The sequence below is a fragment of the Enterobacter sp. JJBC genome (assembly GCF_036936505.1).
GTDB lineage: Bacteria > Pseudomonadota > Gammaproteobacteria > Enterobacterales > Enterobacteriaceae > Enterobacter > Enterobacter hormaechei_C.
This window is the reverse complement of record NZ_CP136935.1, coordinates 136,989-163,337: the sequence shown is the minus strand read 5'-3', so window position 1 is coordinate 163,337 and position 26,349 is coordinate 136,989. Positions and strand designations below refer to the sequence as shown.

At 54.0% G+C, this 26,349-nt stretch carries 28 protein-coding genes; 19 read left to right on the top strand and 9 right to left on the bottom strand.

The window, feature by feature from the left end; translation table 11 throughout:
* Positions 1-184: 184 nt before the first annotated feature.
* A complete protein-coding gene (locus RY075_RS00800) occupies positions 185-1,390 on the top strand; it encodes a glycosyltransferase (protein ID WP_023323977.1) in 1,206 nt (401 codons plus the stop codon).
* A gap of 15 nt (positions 1,391-1,405) precedes the next feature.
* Positions 1,406-2,320, top strand: coding sequence for a hypothetical protein (locus RY075_RS00795; RefSeq protein WP_032608204.1), 915 nt, complete (start codon positions 1,406-1,408; stop codon positions 2,318-2,320).
* 27 nt (positions 2,321-2,347) lie between these two features.
* Here RY075_RS00795 and tdh read toward each other — a convergent pair whose 3' ends face one another.
* On the bottom strand, positions 2,348-3,376 hold the full coding sequence (tdh, locus tag RY075_RS00790) for an L-threonine 3-dehydrogenase (protein ID WP_017383610.1): 1,029 nt from the start codon (positions 3,374-3,376) through the stop codon (positions 2,348-2,350).
* A gap of 9 nt (positions 3,377-3,385) precedes the next feature.
* Positions 3,386-4,582 carry a glycine C-acetyltransferase gene (gene kbl, locus RY075_RS00785; protein WP_023315172.1) on the bottom strand — a complete coding sequence of 399 codons (1,197 nt, stop codon included), beginning with the start codon at positions 4,580-4,582 and terminating at the stop codon, positions 3,386-3,388.
* A gap of 213 nt (positions 4,583-4,795) precedes the next feature.
* On the opposite strand from kbl, the gene rfaD reads away from it, so the two are divergent.
* From rfaD to RY075_RS00755, 6 genes are read left to right on the top strand one after another with little or no spacing between them, the layout of a single operon-like run.
* On the top strand, positions 4,796-5,728 hold the full coding sequence (rfaD, locus tag RY075_RS00780) for an ADP-glyceromanno-heptose 6-epimerase (protein WP_003860858.1): 933 nt from the start codon (positions 4,796-4,798) through the stop codon (positions 5,726-5,728).
* Positions 5,729-5,730: 2 nt separating this feature from the next.
* Positions 5,731-6,777: an ADP-heptose--LPS heptosyltransferase RfaF gene (rfaF, locus tag RY075_RS00775; RefSeq protein WP_003860863.1), complete on the top strand. Its 1,047-nt coding sequence runs from the start codon at positions 5,731-5,733 to the stop codon at positions 6,775-6,777.
* 3 nt (positions 6,778-6,780) lie between these two features.
* Positions 6,781-7,764 (top strand): lipopolysaccharide heptosyltransferase RfaC, encoded by a 984-nt coding sequence (rfaC, locus tag RY075_RS00770; protein WP_022646632.1) that lies wholly within the window; start codon positions 6,781-6,783, stop codon positions 7,762-7,764.
* A 3-nt stretch (positions 7,765-7,767) separates the two neighbouring features.
* Positions 7,768-8,877, top strand: a complete 1,110-nt coding sequence (locus RY075_RS00765) for a glycosyltransferase family 9 protein (protein WP_022650153.1) — start codon at positions 7,768-7,770, stop codon at positions 8,875-8,877.
* Between the two features lie 5 nt (positions 8,878-8,882).
* Positions 8,883-9,782, top strand: a complete 900-nt coding sequence (locus RY075_RS00760) for a glycosyltransferase family 2 protein (protein WP_022650152.1) — start codon at positions 8,883-8,885, stop codon at positions 9,780-9,782.
* Positions 9,770-10,981: an O-antigen ligase family protein gene (locus RY075_RS00755; RefSeq protein WP_338627985.1), complete on the top strand. Its 1,212-nt coding sequence runs from the start codon at positions 9,770-9,772 to the stop codon at positions 10,979-10,981. Before RY075_RS00760 ends, RY075_RS00755 begins: the two co-directional genes overlap by 13 nt.
* 26 nt (positions 10,982-11,007) lie before the next feature.
* Here RY075_RS00755 and RY075_RS00750 read toward each other — a convergent pair whose 3' ends face one another.
* Positions 11,008-11,961 carry a polysaccharide deacetylase family protein gene (locus RY075_RS00750; protein WP_109948586.1) on the bottom strand — a complete coding sequence of 318 codons (954 nt, stop codon included), beginning with the start codon at positions 11,959-11,961 and terminating at the stop codon, positions 11,008-11,010.
* Positions 11,962-12,111: 150 nt separating this feature from the next.
* Between RY075_RS00750 and rfaQ the strand changes: the two genes are divergently transcribed.
* The 7 genes from rfaQ to coaD all read left to right on the top strand — a co-directional run bounded on the left by rfaQ (position 12,112) and on the right by coaD (position 19,004).
* On the top strand, positions 12,112-13,182 hold the full coding sequence (rfaQ, locus tag RY075_RS00745) for a putative lipopolysaccharide heptosyltransferase III (protein ID WP_338627984.1): 1,071 nt from the start codon (positions 12,112-12,114) through the stop codon (positions 13,180-13,182).
* The gene (locus RY075_RS00740; protein WP_045350351.1) at positions 13,179-14,306 is read left to right on the top strand and encodes a glycosyltransferase family 4 protein; all 1,128 of its coding nucleotides are present in this window, start codon (positions 13,179-13,181) and stop codon (positions 14,304-14,306) included. The genes rfaQ and RY075_RS00740 overlap by 4 nt, the downstream gene beginning before the upstream one ends.
* Before the next feature lie 2 nt (positions 14,307-14,308).
* Positions 14,309-15,409, top strand: coding sequence for a glycosyltransferase (locus tag RY075_RS00735; protein ID WP_338627983.1), 1,101 nt, complete (start codon positions 14,309-14,311; stop codon positions 15,407-15,409).
* Between the two features lie 11 nt (positions 15,410-15,420).
* Entirely contained in the window at positions 15,421-16,410 is a 990-nt protein-coding gene (locus tag RY075_RS00730; RefSeq protein WP_023315167.1) for a glycosyltransferase, read from the top strand.
* 66 nt (positions 16,411-16,476) lie between these two features.
* The gene (gene waaA / locus RY075_RS00725) at positions 16,477-17,751 is read left to right on the top strand and encodes a lipid IV(A) 3-deoxy-D-manno-octulosonic acid transferase (RefSeq protein ID WP_003860874.1); all 1,275 of its coding nucleotides are present in this window, start codon (positions 16,477-16,479) and stop codon (positions 17,749-17,751) included.
* Positions 17,751-18,521, top strand: a complete 771-nt coding sequence (locus RY075_RS00720) for a glycosyltransferase family 2 protein (RefSeq protein ID WP_023315166.1) — start codon at positions 17,751-17,753, stop codon at positions 18,519-18,521. The genes waaA and RY075_RS00720 overlap by 1 nt, the downstream gene beginning before the upstream one ends.
* A 3-nt stretch (positions 18,522-18,524) precedes the next feature.
* On the top strand, positions 18,525-19,004 hold the full coding sequence (gene coaD, locus RY075_RS00715) for a pantetheine-phosphate adenylyltransferase (protein ID WP_015570040.1): 480 nt from the start codon (positions 18,525-18,527) through the stop codon (positions 19,002-19,004).
* A gap of 2 nt (positions 19,005-19,006) precedes the next feature.
* Here coaD and mutM read toward each other — a convergent pair whose 3' ends face one another.
* From mutM to radC, 4 genes are all read right to left on the bottom strand, one after another.
* Positions 19,007-19,816, bottom strand: a complete 810-nt coding sequence (mutM, locus tag RY075_RS00710) for a bifunctional DNA-formamidopyrimidine glycosylase/DNA-(apurinic or apyrimidinic site) lyase (protein ID WP_003860879.1) — start codon at positions 19,814-19,816, stop codon at positions 19,007-19,009.
* A 72-nt stretch (positions 19,817-19,888) separates the two neighbouring features.
* Positions 19,889-20,056 (bottom strand): 50S ribosomal protein L33, encoded by a 168-nt coding sequence (gene rpmG / locus RY075_RS00705; protein ID WP_003024094.1) that lies wholly within the window; start codon positions 20,054-20,056, stop codon positions 19,889-19,891.
* A 22-nt stretch (positions 20,057-20,078) separates the two neighbouring features.
* Positions 20,079-20,315: a 50S ribosomal protein L28 gene (rpmB, locus tag RY075_RS00700; protein ID WP_002436699.1), complete on the bottom strand. Its 237-nt coding sequence runs from the start codon at positions 20,313-20,315 to the stop codon at positions 20,079-20,081.
* A gap of 217 nt (positions 20,316-20,532) precedes the next feature.
* Positions 20,533-21,198 carry a DNA repair protein RadC gene (gene radC / locus RY075_RS00695; RefSeq protein WP_006812419.1) on the bottom strand — a complete coding sequence of 222 codons (666 nt, stop codon included), beginning with the start codon at positions 21,196-21,198 and terminating at the stop codon, positions 20,533-20,535.
* Positions 21,199-21,371: 173 nt separating this feature from the next.
* On the opposite strand from radC, the gene coaBC reads away from it, so the two are divergent.
* The 3 genes from coaBC (at position 21,372) to slmA (ending at position 23,737) form a co-directional block, all read left to right on the top strand.
* Entirely contained in the window at positions 21,372-22,583 is a 1,212-nt protein-coding gene (gene coaBC, locus RY075_RS00690; protein ID WP_338628674.1) for a bifunctional phosphopantothenoylcysteine decarboxylase/phosphopantothenate--cysteine ligase CoaBC, read from the top strand.
* Positions 22,561-23,019: a dUTP diphosphatase gene (gene dut, locus RY075_RS00685; RefSeq protein WP_015570042.1), complete on the top strand. Its 459-nt coding sequence runs from the start codon at positions 22,561-22,563 to the stop codon at positions 23,017-23,019. Before coaBC ends, dut begins: the two co-directional genes overlap by 23 nt.
* 121 nt (positions 23,020-23,140) lie before the next feature.
* The gene (gene slmA, locus RY075_RS00680; RefSeq protein WP_003860901.1) at positions 23,141-23,737 is read left to right on the top strand and encodes a nucleoid occlusion factor SlmA; all 597 of its coding nucleotides are present in this window, start codon (positions 23,141-23,143) and stop codon (positions 23,735-23,737) included.
* Between the two features lie 82 nt (positions 23,738-23,819).
* Here the strand turns inward: slmA and pyrE are convergent, their stop codons facing one another.
* Positions 23,820-24,461, bottom strand: a complete 642-nt coding sequence (gene pyrE, locus RY075_RS00675) for an orotate phosphoribosyltransferase (RefSeq protein ID WP_003860903.1) — start codon at positions 24,459-24,461, stop codon at positions 23,820-23,822.
* 66 nt (positions 24,462-24,527) lie between these two features.
* Positions 24,528-25,244 (bottom strand): ribonuclease PH, encoded by a 717-nt coding sequence (gene rph, locus RY075_RS00670; RefSeq protein ID WP_015570044.1) that lies wholly within the window; start codon positions 25,242-25,244, stop codon positions 24,528-24,530.
* 125 nt (positions 25,245-25,369) lie between these two features.
* Here rph and RY075_RS00665 point away from each other — a divergent pair, with 125 nt between their 5' ends.
* Positions 25,370-26,233 carry a YicC/YloC family endoribonuclease gene (locus RY075_RS00665; protein WP_003860907.1) on the top strand — a complete coding sequence of 288 codons (864 nt, stop codon included), beginning with the start codon at positions 25,370-25,372 and terminating at the stop codon, positions 26,231-26,233.
* The last annotated feature ends 116 nt before the right edge of the window (positions 26,234-26,349 follow it).

Here is a 26,349-nt window from a genome sequence, read left to right as displayed (position 1 = left end):
ACATAAATATTTTCGCTAATAGTATCTAATTGAGAAGAGGCGATTAAAGTCTTAAATCACACTTTTAAAATAAGCGTGTTTAAAACGTTTTCTTATAAAAAGACAAAGAAATACAAAAAATCTATTTTATTTCAACAAATTCTTTATAATGCGGTCAGATGAAGGGTAGCATACGGATTCAGACATGCCGCAAAAACGTAAAATCCTCCTCCTGGACACGGGCAAAGAATGGGGGGGAGGTACCAACAGTATGCTTGAGCTTCTGAAGCGAATCAACCGCGAAAAATTCGACATTACTTGTTGTTTTTACAGTGATTATAGTCGTGCTGAAGGTGAAACGATAGGCCAGGTGCTCAATAGCATTGGGATACCTCTACTCGTTATCCCTCAACGTAAGCAACCGGCATGGGCAAAACTCCTGAAAGAAGCGGGACGTGGTCTGCTGTTTTTCTCGCGTTCGGCGCGCAAAGCATTTACGCGACATATCGATACCCTGTGGCGCATTCGCCCCAACGTCAGCAAGATCGAGACCATTTTCAGGGAAGGTGGTTTCGATACGCTGTATATGAACAACCAGCCAGGCTCTAACGAAGAAGGGTATCTGGCGGGCGCAAACCTGCATGCGCGGATAATCCAGCACTGCCGGATTGAACCGGTGCTGACCCCGCCGCTGGTGAAGCTGGTGAATGCCCATGCCACAAAAATCATCGCCGTCTCGCACGGCGTTGAACGTGTGCTACTTCAGCATGGCGTCCGGCCAGCGCTGTGTACCACGGTCAACAATGCTATCGACATCCACCAGCCTTTGCCTGACCGACGCGCGATGCGCCAGCGCCTGAACATTGATGATGACACGTTTGTGTTCGGCAGCGTTGGCTCGTTAATCCCTCGCAAGGCCAACCATCACACGCTGGAGGCGCTGGCCCAGTTCAACCAGAGGCACCCGCAGGCAAAATGGAAGATGGTGCTGGTCGGTGAAGGGGCTGAGCGCGGCGCGCTGACGGCACAGGCTGACGCGCTGGGGATTGCTGAACACGTGATTTTTACCGGTTTCCAGAACACGCCTTTTGACTACCTTGCTACCTTTGACGCGTTTATTCTGGCCTCGAAGAGCGAAGGTCTGCCGCGCGTCGTGCTGGAGGCAATGCTGCTGAACATCCCAGTGATTGGTTCAAAAGTGACCGGCACGGCAGAATTGATCGATCATGAGTCGACCGGCCTGCTGTTTCCGTGGAGCGACGTGTCGCAACTTGCTCAACATCTGGATAATATCTGGCAGGATCCTGCTCTGCGCGCCCGGCTCGCCGCTGCCGCACACCAGAATGTCTGCAACATGTATGCCATTGAAAGCTATGTTAACGGTGTCGAGGCCGTTCTTGGCGCGCAATAACCAAACGAGAAGAACATGTTTAAATTCCTGAATGCTCGCTACCGCCACATTACCGGGCGTCATAACATTCCCTACGCTTCCCTTCCGGTCACGCGCGATCTCGTTGCGGTTGATTCCATCGTGATCCCTTGTACGGGCGCGGATTTCGTCGAAGAGGCGTTATTATCAGCGACCTTTGCAGAGCGTTACGCCACCGACGTCAGCGAGATTGTTATCGTCAGCGATCAGCCTGAATCCGCTTTCGGCGAGCTGCCGCTAAAAACCCGCGTTGTCACCCTCACGCTTCCAAAACGTGAAGAGGGGTACCGCTATAAGCAGATCTACCTCAGTCGTCTGGTGAAGCTTAATGCTCCGTTGCAGGCGCGCGGTGAAGGGGTGCTGATGATCGACTCCGATCTCAACCTGCTTAAAATGCCAGAGATCAACATGGCGGATATGCACATCTACTCCAGCTTCCGTCAGGGCAAAATGATTGCCAAGCTGGACGGCGCCCCCGCAGAAAAAGTGCCGGCCTATTACAAAGAAACGGTGCGCCCGTATCTGGTCGATCACGTTAACGGCGCGTTTCTTGCGGCCACCAAAAAGACCTGGCGCCGTATCTGCCCGCTGTGGCTGACGCTGTTCCAGGATACCTGGGAGCTGATGGACGATACGCAGCCGCCGACCGATCAGCTGCCGCTCGCTGCGCTGCTGGACATGCTGGATGTAAAAACGGTTAACCTGGGCGACTGGATGAACTGGCCGGTCTCCAAGAAGATCGGCGGTCAGGAAGCCGTTGTGCCGAAAGAGGTGATTGGCGCGCACGGTGGTTTCCCGCTTTCCGAGTGGCAGAAGTATCTGGAATCGCCGGATAACAAACTGCTGTTCAAAGGTCAGGACTACACCCGCAAGGTGCGTTACCTGACGGACGAAGAGAAAAAGAATCAGTAAAATAAGGGGCCGCTGGCCCCTTTTTCATTATTTATCCCAGCTCAGGATCACTTTCCCTGACTGGCCGGAACGCATCGCGTCAAAGCCCTGCTGGAACTCATCGATGGAGAAACGGTGAGTGATAATCGGGGACAGATCCAGACCAGACTGGATCAGCGCGGCCATCTTGTACCAGGTCTCAAACATCTCGCGGCCATAGATGCCCTTAATGAATAGCCCCTTGAAGATGACTTTGTTCCAGTCGATGGACATATCTGACGGCGGAATACCCAGCATCGCGATACGACCACCGTGGTTCATGGTGTCGAGCATGGTGCGGAACGCGGGTGGCGCGCCGGACATCTCCAGACCCACGTCAAAGCCTTCGGTCATGCCCAGCTCTTCCATCACGTCGGTCAGGCTCTCTTTCGAGACATCCACCGCGCGGGTGACGCCCATTTTGCGCGCCAGCGACAGGCGGTATTCGTTCACGTCGGTGATCACCACGTTGCGCGCACCCACATGCTTCGCCACGGCTGCCGCCATAATACCGATGGGGCCTGCGCCGGAGACCAGCACGTCTTCCCCCACCAGGTCGAAGGAGAGCGCCGTATGTACCGCGTTGCCGAACGGGTCGAAGATGGAGGCCAGATCGTCAGAGATATTGTCCGGGATTTTGAACGCGTTAAACGCCGGGATCACCAGGTATTCCGCGAAGCAGCCCGGACGGTTCACGCCCACGCCGACGGTGTTGCGGCACAGGTGGGTACGCCCACCGCGACAGTTGCGGCAGTGACCACAGGTAATGTGGCCTTCACCGGAGACGCGGTCGCCAATGTTGAAGCCTTTCACTTCCTGGCCGATGCCGACTACTTCGCCGACATATTCGTGGCCGACTACCATTGGCACGGGAATAGTTTTTTGCGACCACTGGTCCCAGTTGTAGATGTGAACGTCAGTACCGCAGATGGCGGTTTTACGAATTTTGATCAGCAGATCGTTATGACCGACTTCCGGCTCCGGTACGTCGGTCATCCAAATCCCTTCTTCCGCTTTCAGTTTGGATAACGCTTTCATCACACGTCCTCAGGCAATTACGCCCAGCTGTTTGCCGATGCGGGTAAAGGCTTCCACCGCACGTTCAATTTGTTCAGGCGAGTGCGCCGCAGACATCTGGGTGCGGATACGCGCCTGACCTTTTGGTACCACCGGGAAGAAGAACCCGGTCACGTAAATCCCTTCTTTCTGAAGCTCACGAGCAAATTGCTGTGCGACAACCGCGTCACCCAGCATCACCGGAATGATCGCGTGGTCAGCACCGGCCAGGGTGAACCCTGCTGCGCTCATTTTTTCACGGAACAGGCGGGCGTTAGCCCACAGACGCTCGCGCAGTTCAGCTCCTGATTCCACCATCTCCAGCACTTTAATAGAGGCAGCCACAATCGCCGGCGCCAGGGAGTTGGAGAACAGGTACGGGCGGGAGCGCTGACGCAGCCACTCAACCACCTCTTTACGCGCAGCGGTATAACCGCCAGACGCGCCGCCGAGCGCTTTGCCCAGCGTACCGGTGATGATGTCCACGCGGCCCATTACGTCACAGTATTCGTGGGAGCCGCGACCGTTTTCGCCGACAAAGCCAACCGCGTGAGAGTCATCCACCATCACCAGCGCGTCGTATTTATCCGCCAGATCGCACACGCCCTTCAGGTTGGCGATCACGCCATCCATGGAGAACACGCCGTCGGTGGCGATCAGCACGTGGCGGGCACCGGCTTCACGGGCCTCTTTCAGGCGGGCTTCCAGCTCAACCATGTCGTTGTTGGCGTAGCGGAAACGCTTCGCTTTACACAGGCGAACACCGTCGATGATGGAGGCGTGGTTCAGGGCGTCGGAGATAATCGCATCTTCTGCGCCGAGCAGGGTTTCAAACAGACCGCCGTTGGCGTCGAAGCAGGATGAGTACAGAATCGCGTCTTCCATTCCGAGGAAGTTCGCCAGCTTTTGCTCAAGCTGCTTGTGGCTGTCCTGGGTACCGCAGATAAAGCGAACGGAGGCCATACCGAAACCGTGGGTGTCCATGCCGTTTTTCGCCGCGGCAATCAGCTCAGGGTGATTCGCAAGACCTAAGTAGTTGTTCGCGCAAAAGTTGATCACATGGCTGCCGTCGGCAACGGTGATGTCCGCCTGCTGGGCAGACGTGATAATACGCTCTTCTTTGAACAACCCTTCCGCACGTGCGGTCTCGAGGTCGCTGTTTAACTGTTTGTAAAAATCACCACGCATTGCAATTCTCCAGACTCGGCAAATTTTGGCACATATTACCCAAACCAATAGTTCATGACGAGATGACGCAGTATCTCTTCTCGTTTTTGCAGCATAAATCACGCGTACCCCTGCTGCATATCGGTGAATGGCTGAAGCCTGAGCATTGTGATGATATGATAAAGAGATTAGCGTTTGGGATATTCCCCGACTCATACTTCAAAGGTTACAGTTATGATCATCGTTACTGGCGGCGCGGGCTTTATCGGCAGCAATATTGTTAAGGCCCTCAATGACAAAGGCATCACCGACATTCTGGTGGTGGACAACCTGAAAGACGGCACCAAGTTCGTGAACCTGGTGGATCTGAACATCGCTGACTACATGGATAAAGAAGACTTCCTTATCCAGATTATGGCGGGTGAAGAGTTCGGCGAGATCGAAGCCATCTTCCACGAAGGTGCATGCTCCTCCACCACCGAGTGGGACGGCAAGTACATGATGGATAACAACTATCAGTACTCCAAAGAGCTCCTGCACTACTGCCTGGAGCGTGAAATTCCGTTCCTGTATGCCTCTTCCGCGGCAACCTACGGTGGGCGCACTTCAGATTTCATCGAATCCCGCGAATATGAGCAGCCGCTGAACGTCTACGGTTACTCCAAATTCCTGTTTGATGAGTACGTGCGTCAGATCCTGCCAGAAGCGAACTCGCAAATTGTCGGCTTCCGCTACTTCAACGTCTACGGGCCGCGCGAAGGCCACAAAGGCAGCATGGCGAGCGTCGCGTTCCACCTGAACACCCAGTTAAATAACGGCGAAAGCCCGAAACTGTTCGAAGGCAGCGACGGCTTCAAGCGTGACTTCGTCTACGTGGGCGACGTGGCGGCAGTGAACCTGTGGTTCCTGGAAAATGGCGTGTCCGGCATTTTCAACCTGGGCACCGGCCGCGCGGAATCCTTCCAGGCGGTGGCAGACGCGACGCTGGCGTACCATAAGAAAGGCAGCATCGAGTACATTCCGTTCCCGGATAAGCTGAAAGGCCGCTACCAGGCATTCACTCAGGCGGACCTGACTAACCTGCGCGCCGCAGGCTATGACAAGCCGTTCAAGACCGTTGCCGAAGGCGTAACGGAATATATGGCCTGGCTGAATCGCGACGCATAAGTATGAAAATTCTGGTGATCGGCCCGTCATGGGTGGGCGACATGATGATGTCGCAAAGTCTCTATCGCACGCTCAAGGCGCGTTATCCCCAGGCGATAATCGACGTGATGGCACCCGCATGGTGCCGTCCGCTGTTATCGCGTATGCCGGAAGTGAACGAGGCGATCCCGATGCCGCTCGGCCACGGGGCGCTGGAAATCGGTGAACGCCGCAAACTCGGCCACAGCCTGCGCGAGAAACGCTATGACCGCGCCTACGTGCTACCTAACTCCTTCAAATCTGCCCTTGTGCCCTTCTTTGCGGGCATCCCGCATCGTACCGGCTGGCGCGGTGAAATGCGCTACGGCCTGCTGAACGATGCTCGTGTGCTGGATAAAGAGGCCTGGCCACTGATGGTCGAGCGCTACGTGGCGCTGGCCTACGACAAAGGCGTGATGCGCAGCGCGAAAGATCTGCCGCAGCCGCTGCTGTGGCCGCAGCTCCAGGTAAGCGATGGGGAGAAATCCCACACCTGCAACGCATTTGGCATTTCGTCCGAACGCCCGATGATTGGGTTCTGCCCTGGCGCGGAGTTTGGTCCGGCAAAACGCTGGCCGCACTATCACTATGCAGAGCTGGCGAAACAGCTTATCGATGAAGGCTATCAGATTGTGCTGTTTGGCTCGGCGAAAGATCATGAGGCGGGCAATGAAATTCTCGCCACGCTCAGTACCGAGCAACAGGCCTGGTGCCGAAACCTGGCCGGGGAAACGCAGCTCGAGCAGGCGGTTATTTTGATTGCCGCCTGTAAAGCCGTGGTGACGAACGACTCCGGTTTAATGCACGTCGCCGCCGCGCTGGATCGTCCCCTGGTTGCGCTGTATGGCCCAAGCAGCCCGGACTTCACGCCGCCGCTGTCGCACAAGGCGCGTGTGATCCGTTTAATCACCGGCTACCACAAGGTGCGTAAAGGCGATGCCGCAGAAGGCTATCATCAGAGCCTGATCGACATCACGCCGCAGCGCGTCCTTGAAGAACTCAACGCATTGCTGTTGAGCGAAGAAGGATAACGGATGCGGGTATTGATCGTTAAAACCTCCTCAATGGGTGATGTTCTGCATACGCTGCCGTCGCTGACGGACGCCATGCGGGCCATTCCTGGCATCCGTTTTGACTGGGTGGTGGAAGAAGGCTTCGCGCAGATCCCCACCTGGCATGAAGCGGTTGATCGCGTGATCCCGGTGGCCATTCGCCGCTGGCGCAAAGCGTGGTTCTCCGCACCGATTAAAGCCGAACGCAAAGCCTTCCGCGAAGCGGTGCAGGCCCGGCGTTACGACGCGATCGTCGACGCCCAGGGGCTGGTGAAAAGCGCCGCGCTGGTCACGCGTCTGGCGCACGGCGTAAAGCACGGCATGGACTGGCAAACCGCCCGCGAACCGCTGGCGAGCCTGTTCTATAACCGTCGACACCATATTGCGAAACAACAGCACGCCGTGGAGCGCACCCGCGAGCTGTTCGCGAAAAGCCTGGGCTATGCAAAACCTGAAGCCCAGGGTGACTACGCTATTGCACAGCATTTTTTGCGCGAGACGGAGGAGCATGCCGAGCCGTATCTGGTGTTCCTGCATGCCACAACGCGCGACGATAAGCACTGGCCGGAAACGCACTGGCGAAGGCTGATTGAACTAATGCAACCTTGCGGTATCCATATTAAACTCCCGTGGGGCGCTGAACATGAGCGTCAGCGTGCGGAGCGTCTGGCAGCCGGTTTTTCCCATGTCGAGGTGTTACCCAAACTCACGCTGGCGCAAGTTGCCGCACAGCTGGCGGGCGCAAACGCCGTCGTTTCTGTGGATACAGGGTTAAGCCATTTAACCGCCGCACTGGATCGACCTAATATCACGATTTTCGGCCCGACCGATCCGGGGTTGATCGGGGGTTACGGTAAAAACCAGCATCAGATGGTCAGCCCTACGCAACAAACGAAGGATATTAGCGCAGATGCTATTTTTTCATTTTTACAGGGCAGCCATCGGCTTTCCAACAGGGATATTTAACCCATGAGTTATGTATTTCTGCTGATTTTACTCTTTCCGGTGAAACTCATCCGGAAGCTGTTTCGAAAGGACACGGGCAAGAACCTTGTCATTCAAACAGCCAAAATCGGTGACTTTATTAATGCGACGCCTCTTCTGGCCTGGCTGCAAAAAAGCGATGTGTTGATCAGTCGCAGCGTTGGCGCGCTGGCGAAGCATGATGAGACTATCGAGCAGATCTATTTTATTGAGCAGCATAAGCGCAACCTGTGGCGTAAACTGTGCTTCGCGTGCAGGATCATGAACCGCTACGACAACGTCTACCTGCTACAGCCCAACAGCGTGAACCTCTTTTTTGCCGCCGTCTGCAATGCCAAAAACAAACAATTTTTAAGCATTTACACGCGCAGGTGGTATCACGGGATTTTCTATCTCGCGGCCGACGGTACCGTTGAGCATGGCAAAAAAACGCTTTCGGTGACGAACTACCTGAAACTGGCCGACCGCTCGCTCACATGGCAAGACTCTCCCAAGCACGCCACAAAGCCGCTCTTCAAGCCGACGACCTGGCCGGCTATTCTTGATAAACCTGACGTTATCCGCATCGGCATCAGTATTGCGGCAGGCAATAAAGCCAAAACCGTCCCTCCGGTTATCTGGAAGCGGATTGTTGATCAACTCGCTGATTTACCCTGCGAGTTTTATGTCTTCGGCGCGCCAAACGAACAGTCGTGGATGGATGATATCACCCGCCTTTACGGTGAAATCCCTAATTTTATTAATCTTATTGGCAAAATTTCGCTAGAAGAGCTTCCCTGGGCCATTTCAAAGATGGACTGCTATATCGCGTCTGACTCGGGGAATGTCTATATCGCAGACGCCGTCGGCGTGCCGGTGGTCCTGCTGTTTGGACCGTGTTGTCATTACGAACAGCGTCCGCTTGGCAATGTGATGCTGATCGGGAATGACGACAACATTTGTTCTTATGTGTTTGAAACGCGCTATTACTTCCCGCAAGAACGGGAAGCGCTATTCTCTGTCACTGACTCCGCGTTACACGATCTTCAGCAGTTTGTCCGTACATTACCCAAAGCCCGCTCACTGGCTAGCGCTACCGACGCTCAAGGAAACTAATTTTTATGGCTTTTTTAAGCGTCATTATTGCTGCGCATAACGCTGAAGCTACGCTGCACGCCACGCTTTCAAGCCTGCTGGCAGCAATCGGTCAGGACACTGAAGTCATTATTTTCAATGACAGTTCTGAGGATGCCACGCAGGCAATAATTGAAGAGTGGTCGCCGAAATTTCCTCAGATCATCACGCGCACCGTGAACTTTCGTAACGTAGGCCGGGTACGAAACAGCGCTGTCGCGCTGGCATCGGGAGAGTATATTACGATGCTCGACAGTGACGATTGCTTAAAGCCGGGCAGCCTCGGGGACGCAATAGCCTTCCTGAAAGCGCAACGTCCGGATATGTTACTGACACGTTTGCTTGAGATTCGCGATCCCCGGAAAATGACTTCAGACTGGCAGGGATTTAATCCTGTGCCATTGCCACGAAATGAAGCAGTCGCTCGTTTCTTACGCCATAAAGACTTTCAGGCACATCTCATTGGCCAGTTTATTCATCGTAGCCTGTACGAGAGTAACCCTATTCCTCCGATGTTATGTTATGAGGATTTCGCTGTCTTCCCTGGAATGCTGATGCAATCGAACAAAATAGTCTATCAACGCCAGGGGCATTATTATTACATCAAGCGTCGCGACAGTTTGTCGAGCACTCTGGACGCCAGCAAAATTTCAACGCTTGTCGAATGCACGTTACAGATGGAAAGAACATTTCCGTCAAGCTACAAGCATCTCGTCAATTGCCACTGGTTTGATATTTACAGCAACCATCGGTCCTGTCTTACAGACCAACAATTGCAGCTCGTGAAACAACGCGTAAAGGCCATGTATACATTGTCTTTTTTCCTCTCCACCGATGTTCGTTTTAGCTATAAAAAAAGGGTTATTGAGGCATTATGGAAAAAATAAAACCACGGCTCTATCAACTGACGATCGCTTTGAGCCTCATCTCTTTGATACTGGCTTTAGTCAGTTCAGGGAAGCAAAGAGAGTTTTTCTATATTGCTATTTACGTCAGTATTATTGGCCTGGCTTTCGAATATAAAAAAATCACTCTGCGACCTTTTACTATAGCGCTGCCCATTCTGCTGATTGGATTACTTAACCTCGGCTGGTATTTACTCTATGAGTATCATAACGAGGGACTCAACCTTTACAGCGACTATCTCGGTGCCAGCAAAAAATTAATTTTAGCGAGTGTCCTGATTTTCTATATTGACCGCTTTAAGTTTTATATCGATAAGGACACCTTCAGGAAATTTTTCTTCTTCGCAACGGCCTTAGGGTTTGTGCTCGCCACAGGGTATGGCTTGTGGCAGGCCTCACAAGGTATGACTCGCGTTGAGATGGCAATTAACCGTGCCACCGTTTCAGCCTATGTTTATTCTGTCCTGTCACTGGCTTTCGTATACAGTCTTTACCTTCAACAGAACGTGAAGCTGTATGTTGTTGCGGGCTTCACTATATTAATCTCTTACTTCGTCATACTGTTGACGGGGACCCGTGCTGCGATGGGTTTATATCTGCTTCTGGCAATTGTGCTCACGCTTTATCATTTCAGAAAGATTCATCTTAAATCCGCCCTCATCTTTCTATGCATTGTTGCAGGCGTTGTAATCGTTAGCTACAATCCATTGATTTCGCCGAAAATTAAACAAACCCAACGTGAGGTTGAACGTTATCAACAAGGTTTTGACCGCACGTCATTGGGCGCACGTTTTTCGATGTGGACTGTCGGGATCGAGAATGGTCTTGCGCATCCGTTAGGGCAATCGCTGGAACAGCGTGAAGCGTGGACGCGGCAGTATATTAAAGACGGACATCCGCACCTTGGCAGTGCACTCGAATACATCAAAGTTCATCTGCATAATGAATTTATTGAGAAATACTCTTTGCAGGGGATCCCCGGCGTAGCGGTAATGCTCTTTTTCTTCGTTTCGATGATTGCGTATGCCCTACGAAACAGAAACGCGCTGCTGCTAACGTCAATGCTTCTTTTGCTTTTGTATGGACTGACGGATGTCATACTGCTCAGTTCAGAAGCCTTAATCTTCTTTATGATTTTGTTTGCGTTAAGTACACCTTTCTCACAAACAAAGCAGCAATAACAAATATGCCCGCCTGGCGGGCATAACTATTTTTTGTACTGGTAAAACTCCGCAAGCGTCATCCCCACGGTCTTATCTGATAACCAGGTAAAGAGCTGCTCCAGATCCTGATACAGTCCCTCAATCGCGGCCTGGTCTTTAAAAGTAGGGCTGCCGCCAGGCATAAATTCCGACGAATGCAGCATGAACTCTACGTAGTCATTCCCCTGAGCCAGGCACTGCTGCGCAACCTTAATCATCTCCTGCGCGTTACCGCCGGACGGGCGTAACCAGTTAACTGACGGAGAACGGTATTTACCGCGCAGATGATCGTAACCCTGCTTCAGGGAATTCAGCCATGCCGGGTGTTTATACTGGATACTCATCGGCACTTCGAGGAGAGGGCTGTTTCCCGGCCGGGAAATGTCGTCTACGTCCAAAAAATAGGCGCGTTCGGGAAAATGCTGGTAATTCGTTCCGCCATTACCCTGCGGGGCACCTTTCGCGTTGCGCCAGTTCACGCGCGGCGTAACGGAACAATCTACCTGATAACCCAGCTCAATCAGCAACCGGGCATAACGGCTGTCGAATGCCCAGCGCCCGGCGCGATGGCTGAGCATTTTTGTCTGGAAAGTCTCTTCCAGTAAGCGGGTCATGAACAGCACTTTCTCACGCATGACCTCGTCTGAAAACTCAATCAGATAAGGCTGCCAGCGCCAGTCATCACCGGTCAGATCGTGCTCCGGAGGGCTATTCCAGGCATGGAGATGCATTCCCACCTCACCCTGGCCGCGGGCTATGACCTCTTTCGCGAACTCAATGAATACCGGTTCGACGGCCATCTCGTAGTTGGTCAGCCAGACGGGCTTAAAGCCGAAGCGTTCACAAAGCGCCTGAAACCGCGCCAGGTAGCGCGCGTTTTCCGTTTTGATCACCCGGTGGTTCTGCCAGAGATTATCCCCTTCGGTATCGATCGTGATGATAAACGCTGGTTTTTTCATAATAAGTCCGCAAGACAAAATAGTTAGCGCTATGTTACGCACGCCCGAAAGCAGGAGTAAACCCTTCCAGGGAAATTCCTGACATTATGGAGAAAGAGTGCAAGTCGTTACCAGGTCTATTAGAATTGCCAATAGTACAACGCCGATAAGATGATGATGAATAACTTACCTGACACGCCTGATTTGCGCATTTTACTGATCAAACTTCGCCATCATGGCGACATGTTACTCACCACCCCCGTCATCAATTCATTACGCCAGAAATGGCCTGAAGCCCAAATCGACGTGCTTCTCTATGAAGAGACGCGAGACATGCTCGCCGCGCATCCGGCAATCGGGACGATCTATGGTATCGATCGTAAATGGAAGCAGCTGGGGACGCTGAAGCACCTGCAAAAAGAGTGGCAGTTGCTTCGTGCTTTACGCGCTCAGCATTATCATCTGGTGATCAATCTTGCCGATCAGTGGCGCAGCGCGATTGTCACCCGCTTCACCGGCGCATCGGTTCGGCTCGGGTTCGCTTTTAACAAGCGCAATAATGCCTTCTGGCGTTTTTGTCACAGTGAACTGGTCTCGGTCGCCAGCCATCAGTCGCTGCACACCGTTGAACAAAATCTCTCCATACTGTCAGCGCTGCCGGTAATGGCCAACCCTACCGTCACCATGGCTTACAGCGCGGATGACTGGCGCCATGCTCACCAAAAGCTGACGCAAAAGGGCGTGGGAGACCGCTACATCGTTATTCAACCCACGTCACGCTGGTTCTTTAAGTGCTGGGACGAAGGCAAAATGGCGCAAACTATCGCCGCGTTGCAGCAGGACGGCCACACTATCGTCCTTATGGCGGGACCGGATAAGAAAGAGCTGGCGATGATTGACCGCATTCTTGCCGCCTCCCCGCAGACGGGTGTTGTATCGCTGGCAGGGCAGTTAACCCTGCGCCAGCTGGCCTCGCTAATCGATCACGCGATCCTGTTCATTGGCGTTGACTCCGTACCCATGCACATGGCCGCCGCCCTTCAGACGCCCTGCGTGGCGCTGTTTGGCCCGTCAAAATTGACGTTCTGGTCGCCATGGCAGGTTAACGGCGAGGTCATCTGGGCAGGTAACTACGGCCCGCTTCCCAACCCTGACGCCATTGATACAAAAACGACGGAACGTTATCTCGACGCCATCCCCGTTGATGCTGTCGTCTCCGCCGCAAGGAGATACCTGCAATGAAGCTTCATCGTCTGGCCATTGTGCGCCAAAAATATCGTCCGGATGGAGGAGCAGAACGTTTTGTCTCCAGGGCACTTACCGCGCTGAGCAATCAAAATCTTGAGCTCAACGTCATCACCCGCGAGTGGCAGGGCGAAAAGCAGGACGACTGGCATATTCATATTTGCGATCCACGAAAGTGGGGCCGCATCAGCCGTGAGCGCGGCTTTGCACACGCCGCACGCGCGCTGTGGCAGCAACAGCAGTTTGATATTGTCCAGAGCCACGAACGTATTCCGGGCTGCGATATTTACCGCGCCGGGGATGGTGTACATCGACGCTGGCTGCTACAGCGTACGCGTATTCTTCCCGCCTGGCGTGCGAAGCTGCTTATGCACGATCGTTATCACCGCTACGTGATGAACGCAGAACGTGAAATGTACCAGGCTCCCGAGTTGAAAGCCGTTATCTGTAATGCGGAGATGATCAAACGCGAAATCGTCGAAGACTTTGATATTGACGCAAAAAAGATACATGTGATTTATAATTCAATAGATTCCAGCCGCTTCGTTCCGGCAGAAGAGAGACAACGCGCTGTACTGCGTCAGCAATTTGGCTTACCCGCTGATGCCGTCATTTTCTGCTTCGTGGGTTCAGGGTTTGAACGCAAGGGGCTGGCAAGCGCTATTCGGGCTATAGCAGGAACATCGGCGTGGCTGGTTGTGGTCGGTCAGGATAAAGCGGAAAGCCGTTATCGCGACCTCGCCCGTTCATTAGGCTGTGAAAGGCAAATCCGTTTTCTGGGGATGCAAAAAGAGACGCTGCCATTTTATCAGCTTTCTGATGGTTTACTGCTGCCGACGCTGTATGATCCTTTCCCTAACGTCATACTTGAAGCAATGGCCTGTGGATTGCCCGTCATTACGTCAGAGAGTTGCGGTGGTTCAGAATTTATTGAGCAAGGCCAGAACGGGTTTTACTGTGATGCACTTGATATCCACACATTGAAGGAGGCCGTCATGTCCATCCCTTCACTGGAAAAAAATAATAATATGGGGCTTGCGGCGCGTGAACGCGTCAGAGAAGCAACCCCTGAAAAACTATCAAGTCAGCTTATTTCGCTTTATCAAAAATTACTGGATTAATAATGCGCATCCTAATGGTTATTGATGGTTTACCCGGTGGAGGAGCCGAAAAAACGGTTCTCACCCTCTCCAGCGGACTGACAGAACTGGGGCATCAGGTCACCCTTTTCTCCTTACGGAAGGTGTGCGACTACGCCATTCCGGAAGGCATCGATTTTCAGATTGTGCAGGATACCTGTAAAAAACCCTGGCGGAAGCTGACCGAGATCCCGCGTCGCGCCCGTTTGCTGGATCGCGCCATCGAGAAGGCAGAACGCAGCGGTAAATTTGACGTCGTGTTCTCGCATCTGCATAAAACCGACCGTATCGTGGCGCACAGCCGCGTGCTGGATCGGGATAAGGTCTGGTTCTGCGTTCACGGGATGTTCTCCTTCTCCTATTTGCGCCATCGCAGCGGGCTTTCTCGCTGGTTTAAGCATTATAAAATTCGGCATACCTATGAAAACCGCAACGTGGTGGCGGTTTCCGGCGCCGTGCTGCACGACCTCTCTGAAGTACTCGCGATCCCCCTGCGGCGCAAAGCGGTTATCCATAACCCCTTTGATATCCCTGAAATTCAGCGTCTGGCGGAAGCGCCCTTTGAGATGCAGGGGCAGGATTACATTATCCACGTTGGCCGTTTTCATGAACACAAACGTCACGACCGGCTGCTGCGGGCGTTTGCGCTGAGCAAGATCGACGCATCGCTGGTGTTGATGGGCAAAGGTTCTGACGCGAAAATAAACCAGCTCAAACAGCTTGCCGCTAAGCTGGGAATTGAAAACAAGATCGTCTTCCGCCCGTTCGAAACCAACCCCTACCCGTGGATCAAAGGGGCACGCCTTTTAGTGTTAAGTTCCGACTGCGAAGGTTTTGGTAATGTACTGGTAGAGTCCATTATCTGTCAGACCCCACCGGTGAGTACAAACTGCCCTGGCGGTCCTGCTGAGATCCTTACTGGCCCCCTGGCGCGAGGTCTGACAGCGTTAACCGACGAATCACTGGCGAAAACACTGGCAGAATTGTATGCCTCTCCGCCAGTTGTTGATCGCGAAACGATCGCATCGTTCGGTATTAACGCCATTTGCCAGCAATACATTGCTTTGGTCGACAACCAAAAATAATCAGGTTTCATATGCAAAATTCAGCGCCTTTATTAAGCGTGGTGGTTGCCGTTTATAACGGTGAAGCTTTTCTCGATCAGTTCTTTACCTGCCTTGTAAATCAACACATCGACAGTATGGAAGTCATCATCGTGAATGACGGCTCCACTGACCGCTCGATGCAGATTGTCGAAAAATGGCGCGAAAAGCTGCCACAGATGCGGGTTATTGAACAACCTAATCAGGGCGTGTCTATCGCGCGTAATACCGGCCTGGCGGTTGCGACCGGGCAGTATCTCTCTTTCCCGGATATTGATGATGTCTTCAAACCCGGCATGTACCAGCGTCTGCTGGATATGGCCGTCACGCAGAACCTGGATGTCGCCACCTGCAATGGCAACTACGTCTGGGAAAATAACAAAAAACCGTCTCGCCCTATCTTCCCTGAAGATAAGCTCGCCTCGACGGGCGTCATGAATGGTGCGGTATGGTTAAAAAAGGCGCTAGATTCACGTAAGTTCCTGCATGTGACCTGGCTGAATATCTATCGTCACGATTTTATTCGTCAGCACGGCTTCCGTTTCGAGCCTGGCCTGCGCCATCAGGATATTCCGTGGACGACTGAGGTGCTGCTTGCCGCGGAACGCGTTCAGTACACCAGCGAACGCTTTTACGACTACTACATTCACTCCGCCTCGGTATCGCACACCCCGGATAATGACGACACGCTGATTCGCTCTGCGCGCCATTACATGAAGATACTGAAGATGCTTGATGCCATTAACCAGCGCTACCCGGATAAAGTGAAAAATATCCCGGCCTGCCACTGGCAAATCGCCAAAGAGGGTCTGGGAATTATTCATACCTTCGACAACATGAAGGATGAGGCGAAGAAAGCAATGATAATCAAAGAGTTCTTCGACACCGGGATCTGGAAGCTCATCTGGAAAAGTGCCAAAAGCCCGCGTTTGCGCTGGCGCCTGGGCCGACGCTACTTCCGTTTAAAACGGTATCTGGCATAAGAGATAGCTTTAGCACGCTTAAATGCTTAGAATTTCCCGGCCGAAACTAAAAAAACGGATAATCGCTTGGAATTGTTGTATACCGCCCTGCTCTACATCATTCAGCCACTGGTTTGGCTGCGACTGTTGCTTCGTAGCCGTAAAGCGCCTGCGTACCGTAAACGCTGGGCCGAACGCTATGGCTACTGCCGCAATAAAGTGGCGCCGGACGGTATTCTGCTGCATTCCGTGTCAGTCGGGGAAACGCTGGCCGCCATTCCACTGGTGCGTGCCCTGCGCCACCGTTATCCGTCACTGCCCATCACCGTCACCACGATGACGCCAACCGGCTCAGAGCGCGTGATGTCTGCCTTCGGTAAAGACGTGCATCACGTCTACCTGCCGTACGATCTCCCCTGCGCCATGAACCGTTTCCTGAATACCGTGCGCCCTAAACTGGTGATCGTCATGGAAACCGAACTGTGGCCGAATATGATTTCCGCCCTGCATGCCCGTAAAATTCCTTTGGTTATCGCCAACGCGCGTCTGTCGGAACGCTCGGCTAAAGGGTACGGCAAGCTGGGTAAATTTATGCGTCGCCTGCTCAGCAAAATCACGCTGATCGCCGCGCAGAACGAAGAAGATGCCGCGCGCTTTATCGCCCTCGGCCTGAAGCGCAACCAGCTTGCGGTCACGGGTAGCCTGAAGTTCGATATTTCCGTCACCCCTGAACTCGCCGCCCGTGCGGTAACGCTGCGTCGTCAGTGGGCGCCGCGTCGCCAGGTCTGGATTGCCACCAGCACCCATGATGGCGAAGAAGCCATTATTCTTCAGGCTCACCGCCAGCTGCTGGAAAAATTCCCTGATTTACTGCTGATTCTGGTTCCTCGCCATCCTGAGCGTTTTAAAGATGCCCGCGAGATGGTGCAAAAAGGCGGTTTCAGCTTCACCCTGCGCAGCAGCGGCGAAATCCCCTCTGGCAGCACGCAGGTGGTGATTGGCGATACGATGGGCGAACTGATGCTGCTGTACGGCATTGCAGACCTCGCCTTTGTTGGAGGTAGCCTGGTGGAGCGAGGTGGTCATAACCCGCTGGAGCCGGCAGCCCACGCCATTCCCGTGCTGATGGGTCCACACACGTTTAACTTCAAAGATATCTGCGCGAAATTGCAGCAAGCCGATGGCTTAATCACCGTGACCGATGCGGACTCGGTGGTCAAAGAGGTCTCAACCCTTCTGACTGACGAAGATTACCGCCTGTGGTACGGTCGTCACGCCGTTGAAGTCCTGCATCAGAACCAGGGCGCACTGACCCGTCTGCTGCAACTTCTGCAACCTTATCTGCCGCAGCGGAGCCACTAATGTCAACGCGTCTGTCGGTCGTGATGATCGCCAAAAACGCCGCCGACCTGCTTCCGGATTGCCTGGCCTCTGTTGCCTGGGCTGACGAAATCGTCATTCTCGACTCCGGAAGTACGGACAATACGGCGGACGTTGCCCGTGCAGCCGGGGCAAAAGTCTTTACCGACACCGACTGGCAGGGCTACGGTATTCAGCGTCAGCGTGCGCAGGGTTACGCCACGGGCGATTACGTGTTGATGATCGATACCGATGAGCGCGTCACCCCAGAACTCCGACAGGCCATTCAAACGGTGCTTGCCGCGCCACAGCCTGGCGCGGTCTACAGTATCGCGCGTCGTAACTATTTCCTGGGCCGCTTTATGCGCCACAGCGGCTGGTACCCCGACCGCGTGATGCGCCTCTATGCCCGCGAGCGTTATCAGTACAACGACAACCTGGTCCATGAATCTCTGGCCTGCGATGGCGCTCAGGTCATCCCCCTGACGGGCGATCTGCTTCATCTGACCTGCCGCGATTTCGCCAGCTTCCAGCGTAAACAGCTGAACTATGCCACCGCCTGGGCACAGGAGCGGCATGCGCGCGGCAAGAAGGCCACGCTGACCGGCATCTTCACCCACACGCTGGGCGCGTTTCTGAAAACGCTGCTGCTGCGTGGCGGCGTGCTGGACGGCAAACAGGGCTGGTTACTGGCCGTAGTGAATGCCCAGTATACTTTTAACAAATACACCGAGCTGTGGGCGCTGAACCGCGGCTACTCAGAGAAAACGTGAGCCATGAGCACAAAAGCGATTTATCCGGGTACCTTCGATCCGATCACTAACGGTCATCTTGATATCATCACCCGAGCGGCGTGTATGTTCGACAAGGTGATTCTGGCCATTGCCGCCAGCCCGAGCAAAAAGCCGATGTTCGACCTGAACGAACGCGTGCAGCTTGCCACCGATGCGATTTCGCATCTGTCGAATGTTGAGGTCGTCGGATTCAGCGACTTGATGGCAAACTTTGCCCGTGACCGGCAGGCCAATATCCTGATCCGCGGTCTTCGCGCGGTAGCAGACTTCGAATATGAGATGCAGCTGGCACACATGAACCGCCATCTGATGCCGGAGCTGGAGAGCGTATTCCTGATGCCCTCCAAAGAGTGGTCCTTCATCTCTTCTTCGCTGGTGAAAGAGGTGGCGCGCCATCACGGGGACGTTACCCACTTCCTGCCGGTTAACGTCCACCAGGCGTTGATGGAAAAGCTAAAGTAACCCTACTTCTGGCACTGACGGCAGTAAAACGTGGCGCGCTGAGCGTGCTTCGTGGCAATAATCGGCGTCCCGCAGGCTCTGCACGGCTCACCCTTACGGCCATAAACCTGCAACTCCTGCGCAAAATAACCCGGCTTCCCGTCGCTTTGCAGGAAATCCTTCAGCGTCGTCCCGCCCTGCTCAATTGAGCGCAGCAGTACCGCTTTAATAACCCTGACCAGCAGTTCGCACTCCTGCGCCGACAGCGAGGAGGCCAGCCGATCGGGATGGATCCCGGCGGCAAACAACGATTCGCTGGCGTAGATATTCCCCACGCCCACCACCAGCTTGTTATCCATCAGCCAGGGTTTAATCGGGGTTTTCTTTTTCGCGCACTTCTCTTTGAGATAATCTGCGTTAAACGCCTCTGAGAGCGGCTCAGGTCCGAGATGCGCCAGCACGTTGTGTCCTTCCAGCTCTTTGGTCCACAGCCATGCGCCAAAGCGACGCGGGTCGGTGTAACGCAGCACTTTGCCGTTACTCATCACCAGATCAACGTGGTCGTGCTTTTCCGCAGGCAACTCTTCGGTAAGAATACGCAGGCTTCCCGACATGCCCAGATGGATAATGATCCAGCCGTCAGGCAGCTCCAGCAGCAGGTATTTCGCGCGGCGCTGCACGCTCAGGACGGGTTTGTCACTTAACGCGTGGATCTCATCGGACACCGGCCAGCGCAGACGCCCGTTGCGAACGACAGCATGAAGAATAGTCGCGCCAACCAGATGGGGCTCAATGCCGCGGCGGCTGGTCTCTACCTCAGGTAATTCAGGCATGGTTCCTCCGTTGAGATGCAGAATGCAAAAAACCCCGCAGTTGCGGGGTTTTTCAATACAAGGAGACTAAAATTATTTGATTTTAGCTTCTTTGTACAGTACGTGCTGGCGTACAACTGGATCGAATTTTTTCAGTTCCAGTTTTTCCGGCTTAGTACGTTTGTTCTTCGTGGTGGTGTAGAAGTGACCTGTACCAGCAGAAGAAACCAGCTTGATTTTCTCGCGAATACCTTTAGCCATGATTTATTTCCTCTTTAAGTACTTAGTACTTTTCGCCACGGGCACGCAGTTCGGACAGAACTGTATCGATGCCTTTCTTATCGATTACACGCATACCTTTAGCAGATACGCGCAGGGTGACAAAACGCTTCTCGCTCTCAACCCAGAAACGGTGAGAGTGCAGGTTCGGCAGGAAACGGCGTTTAGTCGCGTTCAGTGCGTGGGAACGGTTGTTACCGGTCACCGGACGCTTGCCAGTAACTTGGCAGACTCGGGACATGTCTATTCTCCAAAAATCAAATTAGCTCGAGCTTCGTATGGGGTATCGGCGCCTCGTCAGGCTTTACAGCCCGGTCATCGCATAGTTCTATTGAACTCTCGATTGCCAGGCCCAAATGCCAAACCCGAGATTCTCAAAGGTGGCGTAGTATACGCTGACTCGGCGGTGTGCTCAAGTCCCGAACAGACAAAGATCCCGATGGATCGCGAGAAAAGGCCTAAATCCAGCCACGTTCGGCAAAAGAAATGTACTCTCCGCGGCCAATTATCAGATGGTCCAGCACACGAATGTCCATGAATTGACAGCATTTGATAATACGTTCGGTAATTGCTTTGTCAGCTCTGCTTGGTTCTGCACAGCCAGAGGGGTGATTATGCGCGAGGATCACGCCGGCTGCATTCACTTTTATCGCTTCCCGCACAATTTCACGCGGATGCACCTCAACATGGCTCAATGTTCCCGAAAAAAGGCGGGTATGTTTCAGTACCCGGTTTTTGTTGTCGAGAAAGATCACCATAAAGATCTCCCGCTCCAGATCGGAGAGCTGGCTTTGCAGAAATTCGCGGGTCATGTCGGGGGTGAGGATCGGGTCTTCTTCCTCCATACGCACGTTGTAAAATCGCCGGGCCAGCTCGGCAATGCCCCGCAACTGGGCATATTTCGCCACGCCAATGCCCTCAACGTGCGTAAACGCCTCCAGCTCAGCGGTCAGCAATCCATACAGTGAACCGAAATGGTCTATCAGTTCTTTCGCCAGCGTAAATACCGTTTTCCCCGGCGTGCCTGTGCGTAAAAAGAGCGCCAGCAGCTCGTCGTCCTTTAACAACGTGACGCCATGACGCAGCATTTTTTCACGCGGTAGCAGCAGTTCAGTCTCTTCCATGCCTGGCCTCCTTCTGTTTGCCATTATGCTGCCACAGGCAAATTCGGGGTTCGATGCTGGCATTTCGTTCTTGCGTAACGCCTCGCAAAGTGAATTAAGGACATCATCACCCCGTTTTAGGGATTGTGATAAAATGCCCGCTCTCTGGTGAAACCCAACAGGAAAGAATCATGATGAGCCTGGCCGGTAAAAAAATCGTTCTTGGCGTCAGCGGCGGTATTGCTGCCTATAAAACGCCAGACCTGGTGCGCCGTTTGCGCGAGCGCGGGGCCGACGTACGGGTCGCGATCACCGAAGGCGGCAAAGCCTTTATCACCCCGCTGAGCCTGCAAGCCGTCTCGGGATACCCGGTATCCGACAGCCTTCTCGACCCGGCGGCCGAAGCCGCAATGGGCCACATTGAGCTGGGGAAATGGGCCGATCTGGTTATCCTTGCCCCCGCCACGGCAGATTTAATTGCCCGCCTGGCAGCCGGTATGGCGAACGATCTGGTAACGACCATTTGCATCGCCACGCCTGCGCCCGTCGCGGTTGTGCCCGCAATGAACCAGCAGATGTACCGCAACGCCGCTACCCAGCACAATCTGGACACGCTGGCCTCGCGCGGCCTGCTGATTTGGGGACCGGACAGCGGCAGCCAGGCCTGCGGCGACGTGGGGCCAGGGCGTATGCTCGACCCATTAACGATTGTTGATATGGCCGCCGCCCATTTCTCGCCTGTCAACGATCTGCAACATCTCAACATCATGATTACCGCGGGCCCCACGCGCGAGCCGCTGGATCCGGTGCGTTACATCACCAACCACAGCTCCGGCAAAATGGGCTTTGCGATTGCTGCCGCGGCAGCCAAACGCGGCGCGAACGTCACGCTGGTGAGCGGCCCGGTGTCGCTTACCACCCCTGCGTTTGTGCAGCGTATTGATGTGACGACCGCGCTGGAAATGAACGCCGCCGTACAGGCACATGCTCAACAGCAGCATATTTTTATCGGCTGTGCGGCCGTCGCTGATTACCGCGCCGAAACTATTGCTGACGCCAAAATTAAAAAGCAAGGCGATGAATTAACAATAAAAATGGTGAAGAACCCGGATATCGTTGCCGGTGTCGCCGCACTGAAAACTCATCGTCCTTACGTTGTTGGGTTTGCCGCAGAAACGAATAATGTGGAAGAATATGCCCGGCAAAAACGTACCCGCAAAAACCTCGATTTAATTTGCGCGAACGACGTATCGCTGTCCACGCAAGGATTTAACAGCGACAGCAACGCATTGCACCTTTTCTGGCAGGATGGAGATAAAGTCTTACCGCTTGAGCGCAAAGAACTCCTGGGCCAACACTTACTGGACGAGATCGTTACCCGTTATGATGAAAAAAATCGACGTTAAGATTCTGGACCCGCGCGTTGGCGAGCAATTTCCGCTGCCAACGTATGCCACCTCCGGCTCTGCCGGTCTTGACCTGCGCGCCTGTCTCGATGACGCCGTAGAACTGGCGCCGGGTGCAACGACCCTGATCCCGACCGGGCTGGCGATTCACATTGCTGACCCGTCACTGGCAGCGGTGATCCTGCCGCGCTCTGGCCTGGGCCATAAGCATGGCGTCGTGCTGGGTAACCTGGTCGGCCTGATCGACTCTGACTATCAGGGTCAGCTGATGGTATCCGTATGGAACCGTGGCCAGGACAGCTTCACCATTGAGCCGGGCGAGCGTATCGCGCAGATGGTGTTTGTACCGGTGGTGCAGGCAGAATTTAACCTGGTGGCAGACTTCGACGCTACCGACCGTGGCGAAGGCGGCTTCGGCCATTCCGGGCGCAAATAACCGCCCGACAAACACGCATCTCACAGCGCCATAATGCAATAACAAACCGCAAACGTCAGTTTGCGGGTCGCTGTGTGGTTGCCAGCCTGACAAGTGCTTATTTTCAGGGGTATTTTGTAACATGGCAGAAAAACAAACCGCGAAAAGGAATCGTCGCGAAGAAATACTTCAATCTCTGGCTCTGATGCTTGAATCCAGCGACGGCAGTCAACGCATCACCACCGCAAAACTGGCGGCCTCTGTGGGCGTGTCAGAGGCGGCGCTGTATCGTCATTTCCCGAGCAAAACCCGGATGTTTGACAGCCTGATCGAGTTTATCGAAGACAGCCTGATCACGCGCATCAACCTGATTCTGAAGGATGAAAAAGACACCAGCACGCGTCTGCGTCTGATTGTGCTGCTGATTCTGGGCTTTGGTGAACGTAACCCGGGTCTGACCCGTATTCTGACCGGCCACGCGCTGATGTTTGAACAGGATCGTCTGCAAGGCCGTATAAACCAGCTTTTTGAGCGTATCGAAGCCCAGCTGCGTCAGGTTCTGCGCGAGAAGAAAATGCGGGAAGGCGAGGGATATAATACGGATGAAACCCTGCTGGCAAGCCAGATCCTGGCATTTTGCGAAGGGATGCTCTCCCGGTTTGTGCGCAGCGAGTTTAAATATCGACCAACGGACGATTTTGACGCCCGCTGGCCGTTAGTGGCTGCTCAGTTACAGTAACGCCATCGCCGGATGGCGGCTTCGCCTTATCCGGCCTACGAACGGGTAGGCCCGGTAAGCGCAGCGCCACCGGGCAATTGAATTAAACGCCAAACTCTTCGCGGTATTGACGCACCGCCGCCAGATGATCAGCCATCTCAGGCTTCTCTTCCAGATACGCAATCAGATCTTTCAGGGTGATAATCGACGTCACTTTGCAGTTGTAGTCGCGCTCCACTTCCTGAATAGCAGAGATGTCGCCGCGCCCACGCTCCTGACGATCGAGCGAAATCAGCACGCCCGCAAGCGTTGCACCGTTAGCCTGGATTATCTCCATCGATTCACGGATCGCGGTACCTGCGGTGATCACGTCATCCACCAGCATCACGCGGCCCTGCAACGCGCTGCCTACCAGGTTGCCGCCTTCACCGTGGGTTTTGGCTTCTTTACGGTTAAAGCAGTACGGTACGTCGCGGTCATGGTGCTCCGCCAGCGCCACCGCCGTGGTGGTTGCGATTGGAATGCCTTTGTACGCGGGGCCAAACAGCAGGTCGAAATCAATCCCGGAATCCACCAGCGCTTCGGCATAGAAGCGGCCTAACAGTGCCAGGTCGCGCCCGGTATTAAACAGCCCGGCGTTGAAGAAATACGGGCTTTTACGCCCGGATTTCAGCGTGAACTCGCCAAACTTAAGTACCTGCTTGTTAAGCGCAAACTCAATAAACTGGCGCTGATACGATTTCATGGATTTGCTCCTTTGTCTTTTCAGTCTTACAGGCAAAAAAAAGGCGACTCATTGGTCGCCTTAAAATCAATTTTCTAACGCCGCTTTCTGCGTCGCTACAATAGATTCGATTCCCCCTCGGGCCAACGCCAGCAAGGTGAGCAGTTCTTCGTGGGTGAATGGCTCGCCTTCTGCCGTACCCTGCACTTCAATGATGCGACCATCTTCGGTCATCACCACGTTCATGTCGGTTTCTGCGGCAGAATCTTCAACGTATTCCAGATCGCAAAGCGCTTCGCCGTTAACGATACCAACGGAGACAGCAGCAACCATCCCTTTCATTGGGTTGGTTTTCAGCTTACCGGCGGCAACCAGCTTGTTCAGGGCGTCTGCCAGCGCCACACAGGCACCGGTAATAGAGGCCGTACGCGTGCCACCATCGGCCTGGATCACGTCGCAGTCCAGCGTGATGGTGAACTCACCCAACGTTTTCAGGTCAACCGCGGCGCGGAGCGCACGCGCGATCAGGCGCTGAATCTCCATAGTACGGCCGCCCTGCTTACCTTTTGCCGCTTCACGGGCATTACGGGTATGGGTTGCGCGCGGCAACATACCGTATTCGGCGGTGATCCACCCCTGGCCCTGACCTTTCAGGAAGCGAGGCACGCCCTCTTCAATGGACGCGGTGCAAAGCACCTTGGTGTCACCAAACTCAACCAGCACGGAGCCTTCAGCGTGTTTTGTATAGTTACGGGTCAGGGTGACGGGACGCACCTGGTTGGCGCTACGACCTGCTGGACGCATGATGGATTCTCCGGCTTGAAACGAATGTGGCTGCGCATTATACGGATAAAGGACGCTTATTCCTATCCTGAGAAGCCCCTGAAAGCTATAATCCCCCCATCTCTCCTTTAAAAACGGGAATGTCTATGATCCGCAGTATGACCGCCTACGCCCGGCGTGAAATCAAGGGTAGCTGGGGTAGCGCTACCTGGGAAATGCGCTCGGTAAACCAGCGCTATCTGGAAACGTATTTCCGTATGCCGGAACAGTTCCGCAGCCTGGAGCCTGTGGTGCGTGAGCGTATCCGTACGCGTTTGACCCGCGGGAAAGTGGAATGTAATTTGCGTTTTGAGCCCGATGCCAGTGCACAGGGCGAACTGATCCTGAACGAAAAGTTGGCAAAACAGCTGGTTAATGCGGCGAACTGGGTCAAAATGCAAAGCGATGAAGGCGAGATCAACCCGGTTGATATTCTGCGCTGGCCTGGCGTGATGGCCGCCGGAGAGCAGGATCTGGACGCGATTACCGCTGAGATACTGGCTGCACTCGACGGCACGCTGGACGACTTTATCGTTGCCCGCGAAACCGAAGGCCAGGCGCTGAAAGCGATGATTGAGCAACGCCTTGAGGGCGTGAGCGCCGAAGTCGCTAAAGTGCGCGCTCATATGCCAGAAGTGCTGCAATGGCAGCGTGAGCGTCTTGTCGCCAAACTGGAAGAGGCGGAAGTCCAGCTGGAAAACAACCGTCTGGAACAAGAGCTGGTGCTGATGGCGCAGCGTGTGGACGTGGCTGAAGAGCTGGATCGTCTGGAAGCGCACGTTAAAGAGACCTACAACATTCTGAAGAAGAAAGAAGCGGTAGGCCGCCGTCTCGACTTTATGATGCAGGAGTTCAATCGCGAGTCGAACACGCTGGCGTCTAAGTCTATCAATGCAGAGGTAACCAATTCAGCGATTGAACTGAAGGTCCTGATTGAGCAGATGCGCGAGCAGATCCAGAATATCGAGTAATTCCTTTCAGGGTGGTATTGCCTCGCATACCACCCATTACTTTTTCTAATCCTTTCTTAACCCTACTTCCTTTCTATCCCGCCTTATATCAAGCCTGCCTGGCATGCGTTGATAAT